General features: G+C 71.6%; 15 protein-coding genes. 11 read left to right on the top strand and 4 right to left on the bottom strand.

Annotated features, from left to right (window positions below):
* Nucleotides 1–4 precede the first annotated feature (4 nt).
* The 4 genes from IEY78_RS18210 to IEY78_RS18195 all read left to right on the top strand — a co-directional run bounded on the left by IEY78_RS18210 (nt 5) and on the right by IEY78_RS18195 (nt 3,410).
* Entirely contained in the window at nt 5–1,315 is a 1,311-nt protein-coding gene (locus tag IEY78_RS18210) for a cysteine desulfurase (RefSeq protein ID WP_189099528.1), read from the top strand.
* The gene (gene sufU / locus IEY78_RS18205; RefSeq protein WP_189099526.1) at nt 1,306–1,743 is read left to right on the top strand and encodes a Fe-S cluster assembly sulfur transfer protein SufU; all 438 of its coding nucleotides are present in this window, start codon (nt 1,306–1,308) and stop codon (nt 1,741–1,743) included. Before IEY78_RS18210 ends, sufU begins: the two co-directional genes overlap by 10 nt.
* Nucleotides 1,744–2,077: 334 nt before the next feature.
* Entirely contained in the window at nt 2,078–2,278 is a 201-nt protein-coding gene (locus tag IEY78_RS18200; RefSeq protein ID WP_189099524.1) for a hypothetical protein, read from the top strand.
* A 181-nt stretch (nt 2,279–2,459) separates the two neighbouring features.
* Nucleotides 2,460–3,410 (top strand): SDR family NAD(P)-dependent oxidoreductase, encoded by a 951-nt coding sequence (locus IEY78_RS18195; RefSeq protein ID WP_189099522.1) that lies wholly within the window; start codon nt 2,460–2,462, stop codon nt 3,408–3,410.
* Between the two features lie 43 nt (nt 3,411–3,453).
* Here IEY78_RS18195 and IEY78_RS18190 read toward each other — a convergent pair whose 3' ends face one another.
* Entirely contained in the window at nt 3,454–4,470 is a 1,017-nt protein-coding gene (locus IEY78_RS18190; protein ID WP_189099520.1) for an AraC family transcriptional regulator, read from the bottom strand.
* Between the two features lie 150 nt (nt 4,471–4,620).
* Between IEY78_RS18190 and IEY78_RS18185 the strand changes: the two genes are divergently transcribed.
* The 4 genes from IEY78_RS18185 (at nt 4,621) to IEY78_RS18170 (ending at nt 7,995) form a co-directional block, all read left to right on the top strand.
* A complete protein-coding gene (locus IEY78_RS18185; RefSeq protein WP_189099518.1) occupies nt 4,621–6,033 on the top strand; it encodes an MFS transporter in 1,413 nt (470 codons plus the stop codon).
* The gene (locus IEY78_RS18180; protein WP_189099516.1) at nt 6,030–6,449 is read left to right on the top strand and encodes a carboxymuconolactone decarboxylase family protein; all 420 of its coding nucleotides are present in this window, start codon (nt 6,030–6,032) and stop codon (nt 6,447–6,449) included. Before IEY78_RS18185 ends, IEY78_RS18180 begins: the two co-directional genes overlap by 4 nt.
* Before the next feature lie 41 nt (nt 6,450–6,490).
* Nucleotides 6,491–7,570 (top strand): beta-keto acid cleavage family enzyme, encoded by a 1,080-nt coding sequence (locus tag IEY78_RS18175; protein ID WP_189099515.1) that lies wholly within the window; start codon nt 6,491–6,493, stop codon nt 7,568–7,570.
* A gap of 131 nt (nt 7,571–7,701) precedes the next feature.
* Nucleotides 7,702–7,995 carry a hypothetical protein gene (locus IEY78_RS18170; protein WP_189099513.1) on the top strand — a complete coding sequence of 98 codons (294 nt, stop codon included), beginning with the start codon at nt 7,702–7,704 and terminating at the stop codon, nt 7,993–7,995.
* Between the two features lie 58 nt (nt 7,996–8,053).
* Here the strand turns inward: IEY78_RS18170 and IEY78_RS18165 are convergent, their stop codons facing one another.
* On the bottom strand, nt 8,054–8,890 hold the full coding sequence (locus tag IEY78_RS18165) for a response regulator (RefSeq protein WP_189099511.1): 837 nt from the start codon (nt 8,888–8,890) through the stop codon (nt 8,054–8,056).
* A gap of 124 nt (nt 8,891–9,014) precedes the next feature.
* Between IEY78_RS18165 and IEY78_RS18160 the strand changes: the two genes are divergently transcribed.
* Entirely contained in the window at nt 9,015–10,676 is a 1,662-nt protein-coding gene (locus tag IEY78_RS18160) for a sensor histidine kinase (protein ID WP_189099509.1), read from the top strand.
* Nucleotides 10,673–11,878, top strand: coding sequence for a PP2C family protein-serine/threonine phosphatase (locus IEY78_RS18155; RefSeq protein ID WP_189099507.1), 1,206 nt, complete (start codon nt 10,673–10,675; stop codon nt 11,876–11,878). The genes IEY78_RS18160 and IEY78_RS18155 overlap by 4 nt, the downstream gene beginning before the upstream one ends.
* Nucleotides 11,879–11,991: 113 nt before the next feature.
* Here the strand turns inward: IEY78_RS18155 and IEY78_RS18150 are convergent, their stop codons facing one another.
* Nucleotides 11,992–12,537, bottom strand: a complete 546-nt coding sequence (locus IEY78_RS18150; protein WP_189099505.1) for a ferritin-like domain-containing protein — start codon at nt 12,535–12,537, stop codon at nt 11,992–11,994.
* 263 nt (nt 12,538–12,800) lie between these two features.
* On the opposite strand from IEY78_RS18150, the gene IEY78_RS18145 reads away from it, so the two are divergent.
* Nucleotides 12,801–13,847: a cation diffusion facilitator family transporter gene (locus IEY78_RS18145; protein ID WP_229700030.1), complete on the top strand. Its 1,047-nt coding sequence runs from the start codon at nt 12,801–12,803 to the stop codon at nt 13,845–13,847.
* A gap of 62 nt (nt 13,848–13,909) precedes the next feature.
* On the opposite strand, the gene IEY78_RS18140 is transcribed toward IEY78_RS18145, so the two are convergent.
* Nucleotides 13,910–15,808, bottom strand: coding sequence for a glycoside hydrolase family 15 protein (locus IEY78_RS18140; RefSeq protein WP_189099503.1), 1,899 nt, complete (start codon nt 15,806–15,808; stop codon nt 13,910–13,912).
* Nucleotides 15,809–15,887 lie beyond the last annotated feature (79 nt).

Below are 15,887 nucleotides of genomic sequence, written 5' to 3'. Positions count from 1 at the left end.
CGCCATGACCCACGCCCTCGACCCCGTGCGGCTCCGCGCCGACTTCCCGATCCTGCGCCGCACGGTCGCCGACGGACAGCGGCTCGTCTACCTGGATTCCGGTGCGACCTCCCAGAAGCCCGTGCAGGTCCTCGACGCCGAACGGGCCTTCGCCGAGACATCGAACGCCGCGGTGCACCGCGGAGCGCACCAGCTCGCCGAGGAGGCGACCGAGGCTTACGAGCAGGCCCGTGAGCAGCTCGCGGCCTTCATCGGCGTCCAGCCCGCAGAGGTGGTGTTCACCAAGAACGCCACCGAAGGCATCAACCTCGTCGCCTACGCCCTGAGCAACGCCGCCACCTCCGGCGAGGCGGCCGCGCGCTTCCGACTCGGCCCCGGCGACGAGGTCGTGGTCACCGAGATGGAGCACCACGCCAACCTCGTGCCCTGGCAGGAGTTGTGCCGGCGCACCGGCGCCACCCTGCGCTGGCTCGGCGTGACTGACGAAGGGCGGCTCGACCTCTCGCGACTGGACGAGGTGATCACGCCGCGCGCCCGGCTGGTGGCCTTCACCCATCAGTCCAACGTGCTCGGCACCGTCAACCCGGTCCGGCAGATCGTGGACAGGGCGGCCGAGGTCGGCGCGCTCACCCTGCTGGACGCCTGCCAGTCGGTGCCGCACGCCGCGGTCGACTTCCACGCCTGCGGGGTGGACTTCGCGGTCTTCAGCGGCCACAAGATGCTCGGCCCCTCCGGCGTCGGCGTCCTCTACGGACGGCGCGAACTCCTGGAGGTCATGCCGCCCTTCCTCACCGGCGGTTCGATGATCGAGGTCGTCAGGATGGAGGAGTCGACCTTCGCCCCGCCGCCCCAGCGGTTCGAGGCCGGCGTGCCCATGGTGTCCCAGGCCGTCGGACTGGCCGCAGCCGTGCGCTATCTGACCTCCGTCGGCATGCCGCGCATCACCGCGCACGAGCGTCTGCTGACCGAGGCGGCGCTCGGCACCCTGTCCGCGATCGACGGGGTGCGGATCCTCGGCCCGACCACCGGCGACGACCGCGGCAGCGCGGTGTCCTTCGTCGTCGACGGGGTGCATCCGCACGATGTCAGCCAGATCCTGGACGCCCACGGCGTGGCGGTCCGGGTCGGACACCACTGCGCCTGGCCCCTCCACCGGCGGCTGGGCGTGCCGGCCAGCGTGCGCGCCAGCTTCTACCTCTACAACACGCTCGCGGACATCGAGCCGCTGGCCGCGGGGATCCGGGAGGCACAGGCGATGTTCGGTGCCACGGCGCCGGGACCGGAGCGGGACGGGGGGAGTGCGGCGTGCGCCTGACGGCAGAACACCAGGAGATCATCCTTGCCCACTACCGGGCTCCGCACCGCAGCGGCCTCCGGGAGCCGTTCGACGCCGAGATCCACCGGTTCAATCCCACCTGCGGGGACGAACTGACCCTGCGCGTGCGCCGGGAAGGAGAAGGGGCGCGGGCGACCGTCGCGGACATCTCGTACCAGGTGCAGGGCTGCTCGATCAGCCAGGCGTCCGTCTCGGTGATGACCGACCTGGTCATCGGCCGCACCGCCGGGGAGGCGGAGGAGCTGCACAGCGAGATCGCCGCGCTGTTGCGCGCACCGGTGCCGGAGTCCGGAGCCTGGCCGTCCCATCTGGGGGACGCCGCGGCGTTCCGCGACGTGTCCCGGCACCCGGCGCGGATCAAATGCGCACTGCTCTGCTGGACCGCCCTGCGAGAGGCGCTGTCGTGACCCGACGGACCGCACCGGGAGGTGATGCCGCATCGACCACACCCTGACCCCGCTCACCCGGCCGCAAGGGAGCCGCCCGGGCCGCTGATGGGGCCCTTGTTTCGATTGCCTCTTCCCTCACTTCTTCCGTCACCTCTTTCGTGACGTCTTGAGTTGAGTCCGGCGCCGGCCCGATTGCGGCCGGTCTGCCGGAGGGCCGGTGGCCGTCATACCTGTGACGGTCACCGGCCTCTGTGCGTGCGGCGGCGATTCGGGGCCGACTTCCGGGCATGCGGAACCTGGCCCTCACGGATCCACTCTAGTAAGGTAAGCCTTACCTAACGAGGAGGTTCCGATGATCGCGGCGGCCACCGACGCCGTACCGCCCGGACAGGTGGCGGCAATCATCGCCGCCGCTCCGGCTGCACTCGCGCTCTACACGCCTCCCGCACCCCCACGCCCGCGCCCCGAGCCGGAGCGGCACCGCGCCCCGCAGCGAAGGACCGCGGGGGAGGGCGCGGAGCCCAGCAGCGAGGTGTCCGTGCACCGCTCCTGACCGGTCAACCTCGCCGAGTCCGCGGCTCACACGGTACGGCACCACTCACACACCGCCCTGCCACCTCCCGGCTCTCCGAAGGGTGTCGGAAGCCTGTCGGCGGAATGTCGGTGGGGCTTGCGACCCTGGGCGGGTCGGTGCTCCCCATGAATGCGGAGCCCAGAGCGCAAGGAGCGTCATCGTGTCTTCCGTATCCCGGAGTCGATCGTGGGACGTGCGCCGGCCGCCGTCTGCCGAGGGCCGGAACGTCCTGGTCACCGGGGGCAACGCCGGGATCGGCTACTTCGCCGCGGAGCAACTCGCGGCCGCTGGCGCCATGGTCGTCCTCGGCAGTCGGGACGCCGTGAAGGCCGAGGCCGCCATGGCCTCGATCCGCGCACGCGTCTCCGGTGCGCACCTGGCACACCTTCCGCTGGACCTCGCCGACCTGTCGTCCCTGAAGGCCGCCGTGGACAGGATGGAACTCGGCCATCTCGACGCGGTGGTCCACAACGCGGGGGTCGCGCTCGACGACCCGCCGCGCCGGGAGACCGCGGACGGCCACGAGCTGATGTTCGGCACCAACCACCTCGGCCACTTCGCCCTCACCCGGTGGCTGGCACCCCTGTTGTCCGCGGCGCCGGCGGGCCGCGTCGTGACGGTGGGAAGCTTCGCGGCACGGTCCGAGCGACTGGACCTGGACGATCTCCACTCCACCCGGGACTACCGGCCCAAGCGCACCTACGGCCGGTCGAAGCTGGCGCAGATGTCCTTCGGCTTCGCACTCGACCGCCATCTGCGTGCCGTCGACAGCACGGTGCTCAGCGTGGTGGCCCACCCCGGCGGCGCGTTGGACGCCCTCACCCCGTCCCGCCCGCCGGTCCTCGTGACCACCCCGGCCGAGCGGCTACGCGCCCTGCCCGCCGGGCTGTTGGTGCAGGGCAAGGACGCCGGGGCGTGGCCCGTCGTCCGTGCCGTCCTCGACCCGGAGGTACAGGGCGGACAGCTGTGGGGGCCGAGGGTCTTCGGCCTGCGGGGCACACCACGGTGTGAACCCGCCCTCTCCCACATGACCGACCCGGCCGCCGCCACCCGCCTGTGGGCCGCGAGCGCCGAGCTGACCGGCACCGATCCGCACCTCGGCTTCCGGTAGGCGCGGAGGACGCCAGGCCCCCACCGCCGCAGGTCGTATGGGACTACGTCCGTGGCTGTTCCGGACGGGCTGCGGCAGCTCGCCAGGCGGTCGGGCTGGTGCCGAACTCGTCGCGGAACCAGCGGGAGAAGGTACTGGGTGCGGAGAAGCCCAGCAGTGTGGCGACCTGGGTGAGCGGGCGGGCATGGCTGCCGACGTACTGCTGGGCGAGCTGGGTGCGAAGGGAGTTCAGCACCGAGGAGAACGTCTCACCGGACCGCCCGAGGTGTCGGTGGATGGTCTTGCGGTCCACGCCGAGGCTGTGGGCGACCTGCTGGAGTGAGCAGCGGCCGGTGGGGAGCAGGGCCTCGATCAGCTCGCGGACGCGGTCCACGTCGGCCTCGGGACGGGGCGCCGCGATCGCCTCCAGGTACTGGCGGGCGTAGGGGCGCAGCAGCGGATCGGAGAGCTGGTTCGGGGCGTCGAGGTCGCTTGCGTACAGGACGATGCCATCGAGGTCCTGGCCGAACCGGACCGCGGGGCCCAGGACGCGGTGGTGGGTGGCCATATCCGTCGGTGCGTCGTGGGCGAACAGCACGGAGACCGGTCGCCAACCGCTGCCGACGAGGCTGTGCAGGTAGCGGTGGATGGCGCCGACGAGCAGCTCGGTGGTCTGGCGCCGGCGCGGGCTGGGCAGGTCGAGGCCGAGCTGGATCGTGGCCAGGCCGTTGGTCTCGGTGATCCGGCTGTGCAGCGCCTCGTTGTGCAGATGCTGGTGCCGCATGATCACTTCGAGCGCGCTGCGGACAGCCGGCTCCTCACGGGCGACGAGGCTGACCGGGCCCAGGACCGAGAGCCGGCGGCTCTCCGCGAGCCGTAGGCCGAAGTCGTCGTGGCCGGTTGCGGCGGCCGAGAGTTCGATCAGGTCCGCGGCGGCGGCCACCGGGATCCAGGTGTGCGGGACGGCCAGATCGGAGGCGTCCAGGCCCACCGCGGCGAGCAGAGCCGAGAGGTCGCCGCCCAACGAGCGCACCAACTCGACATAGCCGGTCAGCACGGCGTTGCGGATGAGGAGCTTCACGTCCGGCAGGCCTCCCTCTCGGCACCCGTTGGACGGCGGGCGGTGCCACAAAGTGACAAGGATTGTGCCACGTGAGGCAAAGCATCGGTGCGTCTGCCGACCTACTCTTCCGTCACTCGCAGCGACACGGGCGTGAACCTGGAGGTGGGCATGAGGAGTTGGCCGGGGCACGGCGATCCACCGCTGGTTTCGGACGCCTCGGGCTCCGTCGCGCATCTGGTGTCGCGGCGCCACGCCTGGGGTGTGGCGCTGATGGTCGTCGCACTGGCGGTGACCGACTACCTCGACCGGCAGATCGTGGTGTCGACGTTCCCCTACCTGAAGAAGGCGTGGGGGCTGTCCGACACCGCTCTGGGGGCCCTGGTCACCACGGTGTCGGTCACGATGGCCGTCTTCGCGCTCCCGGCCGCGCGGCTGGCCGACCGGTGGGGCCGGGTGAAGACGATCGCCGCGATGGGCAGTGCGTGGAGCCTGGCCGCGCTGGCGTGCGCGGTCTCCGGGAACTACGCACAGCTCTTCGCCGCCCGGTCGCTGCTGGGCGTGGGCGAGGCGGGTTACGGCCCGGCGGGGGCGGCGCTCCTGTCCGGCTACTTCCCGCAGCGCCTGCGAGCGACCGTGCTGAGCGTCTTCCAGGCGGCGGGGCCGCTGGGCTCGGTGCTCGGGGTGGTGCTGGGTGGTGTGATGGCCGCGCGGCTCGGCTGGCGGGTGACGCTCGGCGCGTTCGGCGTGCCGGGGCTGCTGCTGGCGCTGGTCTTCCTGAAGGTGCGTGACTACCGCACTCCCGCCGTGTCCTGCGCGGACGGAGCGGACACCGCTCATTCCGCTGCCGGACCACGGGCGGGTGAGGGGCCGACCGGGGAGCGGGCTCCCTCCGGGCGTCAGGGCCTGGCGGCCATGGTGCGCGAGCTGTTCCGCTCGCGGACGGCCGTGTGGTGCTACCTCGGCGGCGCCTTCAACCTGGTGGTGCTGTCCACCCTCTACACCTGGCTGCCGAGCTATCTGGGCCGCGCCTACGGCCTGCCGTCCGCGCAGGCGGGCATGGCGGCGGCGCTGTTCATCCTCGCCGGCTTCCTCGGCGCGATCGTTTTCGGCCACCTCGCGGACCGGTGTGCCGCCGGACGGCCGCGGCGCAGGCTGATGGTCCCGGCGGTGCTGGCCGCGGCCGCGTGGGGGCTGCTGTCCGCGGCCTTCGGCGTGCTCGGGCCGGGCGAGGTGCAGTACGCGCTGATCGTGGTCGCGGGGCTGCCCGTGGCCGCGGCGCTCGGCACCGCCCCGGCGGCCGTGATCGACGTGGTCCACCCCGGCGTGCGGGCCACGGCGGTCGGGATGACGGTGCTGGTGCAGAACCTGTTCGGGCTGGCCGTCGGGCCACTCCTCACCGGACTGCTGTCGGACGCCTTCGGCCTGGAGACGGCGCTCGCGGTGATGCCGCTGTTCTGCCTCGCCGCGGCCGCCGCGTTCCGGCTCGGCTCGCGCAGCTACGAGAAGGATCTCGCCGCCGTGTCCGGCGGCGGCCCGGTGGCAATGCCTCCGGGCACTCACGAAAGGGAGTTGAGCTCATGACCCTGCATGACCCCACCGCACCCGCTCCCGCGACAGGGCCTCCACCGACCCCGGTCGTGGACGCGATGCGAGCCAAGGGCGCCTGGAATCCGCTCTGGGACGGCCTGCAAGAGAGGGACCCGGCCTGGACCGAGCAGTTCATGGCCATGGCCATGCAGCCATGGACGAGCGGCGTGCTGGAGCCGAAGGTCATCGAATTGCTCTGCATCGCCGTGGACGCCTCGGCCACCCACATGTACGGGCCCGGGGTGCAGCGCCACATCCGAAGCGCCCTGGATCTCGGCGCGACCGCCGAGGAAATCCTGACGGTCCTCCAACTGACCACGCTGGTGGGCGTCCACGCCTGCAACATCGGCGTGCCGCTCCTGGTGGAGGAGCTCGCCGCCCGCGAGAAGCCCGCCGACCACGCCAACTGACCACCTTCAGCATCCCGTTCACCCGCACACGGAGGCACGACATGCACTTCCTCGACGACTCGCTGCTGCCCGAGAACCAGGAGAAGCTGGTCATCCAGGTCGCCCCCTACGGGCCGGAGTGGCTGCCGAGCGACAGCGACGACATCCCGGTGACCATGGACGAGCAGATCCAGAAGGCCGTGGACTGCTACAACGCCGGCGCGCAGCTGCTCCACATCCACGTCCGCGAACTGGACGGCCACGGCTCGAAGCGGCTGTCGATGTTCAACGAGATGATCGCGCGGCTGCGCGAGGCCGTGCCGGAGATGATCCTCCAGGTCGGCGGCTCCATCTCGTTCGCCCCCGACAAGGAGGGCGACGCGGCGAAGTGGCTGGACTGGGACACCCGGCACCTGCTCGCCGAACTCGACCCGAAGCCGGACCAGGTCACCATCGCGATCAACACCGTCCAGATGAACGTGGTCGAGCTGCTGACCCGGGACGACCTCGCCGGCACGTCCCTGCAGAACCCGCTGCTCCACACGGCGTACCGCGACCTGGTGAGCGAGGCGGGGCCCGAGTTCTATCTGGAGCACCTCAAGCGGCTGACCGCGGGCGGCATCCAGCCGCACTTCATGCTCGCCAACCTGCCGCAGCTGGAAACCGTCGAGCGGCTGATCCGCGCCGGCGTCTACACCGGCCCGGTCAACCTCAACTACGTCGCCATCGGCGGCGGTGCCTCCGCGTTCCACCCGGCCGACCTCGTCGAGTTCGCCCGTCGTGCCCCCGACGGCGCCGTGCTCACGATCGAGAGCATCATGCGCTCCACGCTCCCGATGAACGCCATCGCCCTCGCGCTGGGCCTGCACGTCCGCGTCGGTATCGAGGACAACCTCTGGTCCCCGCGCAAGGAGCGCTTCACCTCCGTCCAGCAGGTCGAGCAGATCGTCCGGCTCGCCGACGAGCTCGGCCGGGACATCGCCACCCCGCAGGAGGCCAAGCGCCTCTACCGGATCGGCGAGTACTGGTCCGGCGCCGACGAGACGCTGGACCACCTGGGCCTGCCGCCCAACCGCCGCCCCGGACAGCGCGGCGTCCCGCTGCGCCACCCGGCTCCCTCGTCGGCCGACACCCTCGTCTGACGCGCGGCTGACGCCGCACCGCACGGCCGGGCCGCTTCCGTACTTCCCCCGGAAGCGGCCCGGCTTCCCTTCGCTGCCAGCGCACTCACCGGTCCGGGTTTCGACCGGCCGAAAGCGGCAACCTGTGGGTCATGTCCAGACGCATACATGACAGAAGCAACGGGGCCGCGAAGGTGATCGTGGTCATCGCGGACTGCACCGCGGTGATTCTGGGGCTGTGGATCCTCTTCGCGCTGCTCGGCGCCAATCGCGCCAATGACCTGGTCAGCGCGGTCCACGACGCGTCCCTCTGGCTGGCCGGATGGTCCCACGACCTGTTCACCATGGACACGGCCTGGCTGCGGACCGTACTGAACTTCGGGCTGCCGGCCGTCGTCTACGTCCTCATCGGGCACTTTCTCGCCGCCCGGATCCGCCGGGCCTGAGCCCGGCGGGGAGCGGGGAGGGCCCGCCGGGGTGTACCGGCGGGAGCCCTCCCCGGCGTCAGGGCCGGGTGATCTTCGCGGCGGTGTCGAGGAAGAAGGCGTCGATGCTGTGCACGGCGCGGACGAAGTCGTCGAGGTTGACGGGCTTGGTCACATAGGCGTTGGCGTGTTGCCGGTAGGCGTCGTTGATGTCGTCCGGGGCCGCCGAGGTGGTCAGCACGACGACGGGGATGCTGCACAGATCCGCGTCGTCCTTGAGGACGGCGAGGAGTTCCCGGCCGTTCATGCGCGGCATGTTGAGATCGAGAACGATCAGGTCGGGACGTACATTGGCCGGATCCCGCAGGTACTCCAGCGCGGCCACCCCGTCGACGGCCTGGTTGAGGGAACGGGCCATGCCACGTTCGACCAGCGCGTCCTCGATGAGCATGGCGTCGGCGGGGTCGTCCTCCACGAGCAGGACGCTGTAGGGGCGTTCGGACGTCAACGCGTTCATGGTGGAGCTCCCGTGATCGGGGGTGGGAAGAGGACGTGAAGCGGGGCGGGAGGTGAAGACCAGACCGGGCCAGCGCCGCCGGGCGCCCTGCCGGCTGATGCCCCATGCCTGCCCCAGCTGGGGGTAGTTGGCACCGTTCTCGGCGGCCTCCTCGGCGAGCTGCCGGGCGCAGCGGCCGACGGCACGGTCCAGGCAGGCGAGAGCGTGCAGCCGGGCCAGGGCGGGACTGTCGTCCGCGGGCGGCGCCCCGGGCTCCGCCGTTGAGTCGCCTGGATCCGCCGCGGGAGCGGGGCGGAGGCCGTGCCGGGCGAGCTCGTCCGCGAGCTGATGCACCGCCCGTTCGGCGAGCTCTGTCATCCGTTCGTGTGCAGCGGGGACGGGGAGCTGCTCGCGGTCCATGCCGCGACCCTACGGCGGCTCTTGCCATCTCGACAACCATTGTTGTCGCCGCTCTGTACTCTATGGCTGCTTGTGCCCACACATCTTCGCCTCACCCGGGGCGGGAGCGCAGAGAGCAGGCGTGATGAGTCAGCAACTCCCGCACGGTGCAGGCCCCGGACTGAGCGACGGGTCCGGCGACGCCGCCGCCGTCGGCCCGCCCCGGCCGGCCCGCGCGGGGGCCCGGTGGACCACCCGCCGGGCGCTGAACGTCAGTGTGGCGGTGGTGATGGTGGCGCTGGTGCTCCTCGGCGGCGGTGGCGCCTGGGTCCACGCCCGTGCCACGGACGCCACCGGCCGGCTCGTCGACCGCTCCAGCCCGGCGCTGATCGCCGCGGCCGGCCTGGAGAACGCGCTGGTCAACCAGGAGACCGGGATCCGCGGCTACGGGCTCACCGGCCGGCGGCAGTTCCTGGACCCCTACCACGACGGGCTCACCCAGCAGCAGACCGCCACCGCCCGCCTGCGCACCCTCCTCGGACACGACGGACCGGCCGCGCAGGACCTGGCCCGCGTCCTGGACCGCACCGAGGTGTGGCAGCGGGAGTTCGCCCGGCCCGTCGCCGCCGCGCCGAGCGGCGGCCCCGTCCGCCTCGCCACCCGGGACGCGGGCTCCGGGCTGCGCAGCTTCGACGCCGTCCGCGCCGCACTCGGGACCCAGCAGCGCCATCTGGAGCGCGAACGCGCCCAGGCGCGGGCCGAGCTGCACGACGTCGCGGTGCTCCAGAACTGGATCTTCACCGGGCTCGCCGCCGTGGTGTTCGTGATGCTCGTGCTCGCCGTGCTCGGCCTGCGGCGCGGCGTGACCGACCCGCTCGGCAAGCTGTCCGCCGATGTCCGCGCCGCGGCCCGCGGCGACTTCCGCCGGCCCGTGCGGGGGAGCGGACCGGCCGACCTGCGCGCCCTCGCCTCCGACATCGACGGCATGCGGCAACGCCTCGTCGACGAGCTGGCCTTCAGCGACGAGGCCCGGGCGCAGCTGGACGCGCAGGCCACCGAGCTGCAGCGCTCCAACAGCGAACTGGAGCAGTTCGCCTACGTCGCCTCGCACGACCTCCAGGAACCCCTGCGCAAGGTGGCCAGCTTCTGCCAGCTGCTCCAGCGCCGCAACGCCGCACAACTCGACGACCGGGCCCAGCAGTACATCGCCTTCGCGGTGGACGGCGCCAACCGCATGCAGGCCCTCATCAACGACCTGCTCGCCTTCTCCCGGGTCGGACGGGTACACGCCGAGCACACCGACGTCGACCTGGCGCAGCTCTTCGACCAGGTACGCGAGTCCCTGAGCATCGCCATCGAGGAGTCGGCCGCCACCGTCACCCACGACCCGCTGCCCACGGTCCCCGGCGACACCACGCAGCTCGGAATGCTGCTGCAGAACCTCCTGAGCAACGCCCTGAAGTTCCGCTCACCCGACCGGCCCCCCGCCATCCACCTCTCGGCCCGCCGGGCGGACGGCTCCTGGCACTTCGCGGTCGACGACAACGGCATCGGCATCGACCCCGCCTACAGCGACAAGATCTTCGTCATCTTCCAGCGGCTCCACACCCGGGAGACCTACCCGGGCACCGGCATCGGCCTGGCCCTGTGCAAGAAGGTCGTCGAGTACCACGGCGGCACCATCGCCGTCGACCACGACCACACTCCCGGCACCCGCATCACCTTCACCCTGGCCGAGCACGCCCCCGTGATCCCGGCACCGGAGACCACCGAGCCCACCCTCCAGAGGGAAGTGACCGCGCCATGACCACACCCGCCGCCGCGCCGCTCCCCGCCATCCCGACGCAGACCGCGGACGGCGCCGGCGTCGTCCTGCTGGTCGAGGACGACGCCGGCGACGCCCTGCTCGTCGAGGAGTACCTCCAGGACACCGCACTGACCGTCAGCCTCACCTGGGTGCAGACCTTCGGCGAGGCACGCGGCTACCTGGCCGGCCGGACCCCCGACTGCGTCCTGCTCGACCTCCACCTCCCGGACGCCTCGGGCACCGCCGCCGTCCAGAGCATGCAGAGGCTGTGCCCCGACGCGGCCGTCATCGTCCTCACCGGCCTCGACGAGACCCGCTCCGGCATCGAGGCCGTCGCCGCGGGCGCCCAGGACTACCTGCCCAAGGGCCGCGTCACCCCCGAACTCCTCGAACGCGCCATCCGCTACGCCCTGCACCGCAAGAACACCGAACGCGCCACCGCCCGGCTGCGGGAGAACGAACTGCGCGCGCAGGAGAACGCCCGCCTGGAACGGGGCCTGCTGCCCGCCCCGCTGCTGCGCTCCACCGACGTGCTCACCAGCACCTGCTATCTGCCCGGCCGCAAGAACGCCCTGCTCGGCGGCGACTTCCTGGACATCGTCCAGACCCCGGACGGACTGCTGCACGCCGTCATAGGGGACGTTAGCGGGCACGGCCCGGACGCCGCCGCGCTCGGCGTCTGCCTGCGCATCACCTGGCGTTCCCTCATCCTCGGCGGCCACCGCGACACCGAGCTGCTGGGCATCATGGAGCAGGTGCTGGTCGCCGAGCGCAGCACCCCGGAGATGTTCGCGACCTGCGCGATCCTCACCCTCGACCGCGCACGCCACCGGGCCACGGTGACCCTCGCCGGCCACGACGAACCGCTGCTGATCCCGCTCTCCGGAGCCGCCCGTCCCGTCGAGGCCCGCCACGGCATCGCCCTGGGCATGCTCCCGGGGCATGGCTCCTGGCACCCCACGCACTGCACCCTGCCCCCGCGCGCCACCCTGCTCATGCACACCGACGGGCTGGTCGAGGGCCACACCGTCGGCAGCGACCGCCACCGCCTGGGCACCGACGGCCTGCTGCGGATCATCGAGGCCGGCCGGCATCTGTCGCCGCCGGACCTGATCGACCACCTCACCGGCACCGCCCGCTCCCTCGACGCCGGCCGGCACACCGACGACCTGGCCGTCCTCGTACTCAGCTGGAACCGCTGACGGCTGACCGCTGACCGGCGCCGACCCGGCCCGACCCGCGCGAGCGGCGCGAACGCGACGGCGCAGCGCGGGAGGGGCGTACCGGAACGGACGCCCCTCCCGCGCCACCCGACTCAGTCCTTCCTGTGCCGGGGCATCCGCTCCAGCAGCCCCCGCAGGTCATCGGCGTGCTCCTCCTCCTTGGCGAGCAGGTCCTCGAACACCCGCCGGGTCGTCGGATCGCCGTCGCCGAGCCACTTCGCGATCTCCGTGTAGGAGGCGATCGCCACCCGTTCGGCGATCAGGTCTTCCTTGATCATCTCGATCAGGTCCGCGCTGGCGTCGTACCCCGCGTGCGCCCGCCGCGTCAGGGTGTCGGGGTTGAAGTCGGGCTCCCCGCCGAGCTGGACGATGCGCTGCGCCACCTTGTCGGCGTGCTGCTGCTCCTCCGCGGCGTGCTCCAGGAACTCGGCAGCGACCGGCTCCGAATAGAGCCCGGACGCCGTGTAGTAATGCCGCCGGTAGCGCAGCGTGCACACGATCTCGGTGGCCAGCGCCTCGTTCAGCACCTGAAGAACGCGCTCCAGGTCGGCCCCGTAGGCATCGGTGACCGGCCCCTTCTCGATCTCGCGGCGGGCCCGCTCTCTGAGGGTTTCGACGTCGGTCAGGAATTCAGCCATGGCTCTCTTCCGTTTCGGTTCGTCCGGATTGCACCAACGCACTGTCCCCGGCCGCTGTCCGCAGGCTGGAACAGGCGCGCGGTCGTGCCCCAGCGCACCACCCCGCCGGACGCAGGGACGCCACCGGAGACCGGACGACGGACGACGGCGCCCCCTCGCCCACAGACCGCGGATGCCTGCGCCACGCAGGAGGAATGGCGCAGGCATCGAAGGGCATCCGTGCTGAGGGCCGGAGTTCCGGCCGGGGAGGAGAAAGGCCGGAGATGAGCCAGGACGCGGCACGGGACCCGTCGGAGCCGACGCAGGGCGGGCGCGACGGGGAGACCAGGAAGACCGTGTGGGTCGCCCTCGCGGCCAACCTCGGGATCGCCGTCGCCAAGACCATCGGGGGAGCGGTGGCCGGCTCGCCCGCCCTGCTCTCCGAGGCGGCCCACTCGGTGGCGGACAGCCTCAACGAGATCTTCCTGCTGGCCGCGCTGAAGCGCAGCGAACGCCCGGCCGACCATCAGCACCCGTTCGGATACGGCAAGGAACGGTTCTTCTGGTCCCTGCTCGCGGCCGTCGGTATCTTCGTGACGGGCGGCTGCTTCTCGTTCTTCCAGGGCATCGAGGCCTTCCACGCCCAAGAGGCCGAATCCCACACGGGATACCTCATCGGCCTCATCGTCCTGGCCGTCGCGCTGCTCGCCGAGGGAACGTCGCTGATCAGGGCGCTGTCCCAGGTGCGGACGCAGGCCAGGTCCCACCACCGCAGCATGCTGGGCGAGATCAAGAACACCGAGGACCCGGCCCTGCGCACCGTACTGGCGGAGGACAGCACCGCCTGCCTCGGCGTCCTGCTCGCCCTCGCCGGCATGGCACTCCACATGGCCACCGGCAACGGCGCCTACGAGGCCTGGGCCTCGCTGCTGATCGGCGCCCTGCTGGTACACGTCGCCTTCATGCTCGGCAAGAGCGCGCGGGCCCAGCTGATCGGCGAGGCCGCCGCCCCCGAACTCCAGCAGCAGGTCATCACCTTCCTGCACGACCGGCCGGAGATCGACACCGTCACCGCGGCCATGACCATGCAACTCGGCCCGGACTCGGTGATGCTGGCGGCGCGCATCGACCTGGTGGCCGGCCTCGACAGCGAACTGGTCGAAGAGGCGCTGGTGCGGACGAAGCAGGAACTCCGCACCCGCTTTCCGCAGCTCGACCAGCTGTTCCTCGACGTCACGGACGCGTCCACCGCCGACCGGGCACGCGCCGTGCGGGCCCGCCGGCGGCTGGACGACGTGGTGGAACAGCGCCGGCAGGCGGACGGCGTCTAGGGTCCGTTCCCAGGAAGGCCCGGCCGCCCGCCGTCCGCCCGAACCGGCGGGCGCGGGGAGCCTCAGCCCATGAAGCCGTCCAGGCTCGTGGCCGCGCTGATCAGTGCGAGATGGGTGAGGGCCTGCGGGAAGTTGCCCAGGTGCTCACCCGTCGTCCCGATCTGCTCCGCGTACAGCCCGAGGTGGTTGGCGTAGGTGAACATCTTCTCCAGCGCCAGCCGCGCCTCCTCGATCCGCCCGGTGCGGGCCAGCGCCTCCACCCACCAGAACGAGCAGATGGAGAAGGTTCCCTCGGTGCCGTCCAGGCCGTCGGGCGACTGCTTCGGGTCATAGCGGAACACCAGACTGTCCGTGACGAGATTCGCGCCGATCGCCCGCACCGTGGAGCGGAACCGCGGATCGTCCGGCGACAGGAACTTGACCATCGGCATCACCAGCAGCGAGGCATCCAGGATGCTCTCCGGCGGCTGCCCCGCCTCGTCACTGAGCCGCTGCACGAACGTCTGCTCCTGCTCGCTCCAGCCCCGGTCCATGATCTGGTGGTACATCGCATCGCGTACGGACATCCAGCGCCCGAGGTCACCGGGCAGACCACGCCGCCGGGCGATTCTGATCATGCGCTCGACGGCCACCCAGCACATCAGCCGCGAGTAGGTGTGGCGCTGCTGCCCGGCCCGGGTCTCCCATATCCCCGCGTCCGGGGTGTCCCAGTGCTCCAGGAGCCAGTCCAGGATCGCGCACAGATCCGTCCAGGCCTCGTGGGAGATGCCCGCACCGTACTTGTCGAACAGATAGACCGAGTCGAAGAGTTCACCGTAGATGTCCAGCTGGAGTTGGCCGGCCGCGCCGTTGCCGACCCGCACCGGGGCGGATCCCCGGTAGCCCTCCCAGTGGTCGAGGACGTGCTCGGGCAGGTCGGCGTGGCCGTCGATCGAGTACAGCACCCGCAAGGGGCCGCGATCGCCGTCCTGGGCGCCGCGCAGGCAGTCCGTCAGCCAGCCGATGAAGGCCTGTGCCTCGTGGGTGAAGCCGAGGCGCAGCAGCGCGTGCAGGGAGAAGGCGGCGTCGCGGATCCACACGTAGCGGTAGTCCCAGTTGCGTTCGCCGCCGAGCTGTTCGGGCAGGCCGAGCGTGGGCGCCGCCACGATCGCGCCCGTGGGCTCGTGGGTGAGCAGCTTCAGGGTCAGCGCCGACCGGTGGACCCGCTCACGCCAGCGCCCGGTGTACGTGCACTGGGACAGCCACTGACGCCAGAAGTCGACGGTGGACCGGAACAGTTCCTCCGCCGCCTGTGCGTCCACCAGGTCGACCGAGGGATCGCCCCCGGCCGTCTCCGCGGACTCCAGCACGAAGAGCACCGACTGTCCTTCCGCCAAGTCGAACTCGCCGACCGCGTCCCGCCCCTCGACCCGCAGCGTCGCGCTGGCCTGGAGCGAGAGGGTCAGCTCAGCACCGGTGAAACGCACCCCGTGCGGCTGCTGCTCGGCACGGTGCTCGTCGCGCCCGTAGTTCATCCGCGGCGCGATCACGGTCCGCATGCGGGCACTGCCCCGGACGCTGACCACCCGTCGCACCAGGCGCTGCCGGTGCTGCCGGTCGCCCTCCGCCAGCACCGGCATGAAGTCCTGGACCTCGACGATGCCACGGTCCGTCAGCATCCGCGTGATCAGGATGTTGGTGTCGGGGAAGTAGTACTGCTGGTGCTTGGCCACGTCCCCCACGGGCCCCAGCTGCCAGCAGCCGCCGTTGTCCGCGTCCAGCAACGCCCCGAAGACGCTGGGTGAGTCGAAGCGCGGCGCGCAGAACCAGTTGATCCGGCCGTCCGTCCCCACCAGCGCCGCCGTCCGCAGGTCGCCGATCAGGCCGTGCTCGGCGATCGGCAGATAGCGCGGGTATGACGCCCCGTCCGGCCCCACCCGCCCCTCGTCGGCCCTCTCCGCCGTACCGCGCCCGTCCGCCATCGCCTGACTGCCTTCCCTAGCCCCTGCACGCCGACCGGACTCCTGCTCCGCGCGGGGACGGGCAAACAGCCTGCGGCTA

This window comes from Streptomyces kronopolitis, assembly GCF_014646275.1.
GTDB lineage: Bacteria > Actinomycetota > Actinomycetes > Streptomycetales > Streptomycetaceae > Streptomyces > Streptomyces kronopolitis.
This window is presented reverse-complemented; position numbering and strand designations above follow the sequence as displayed.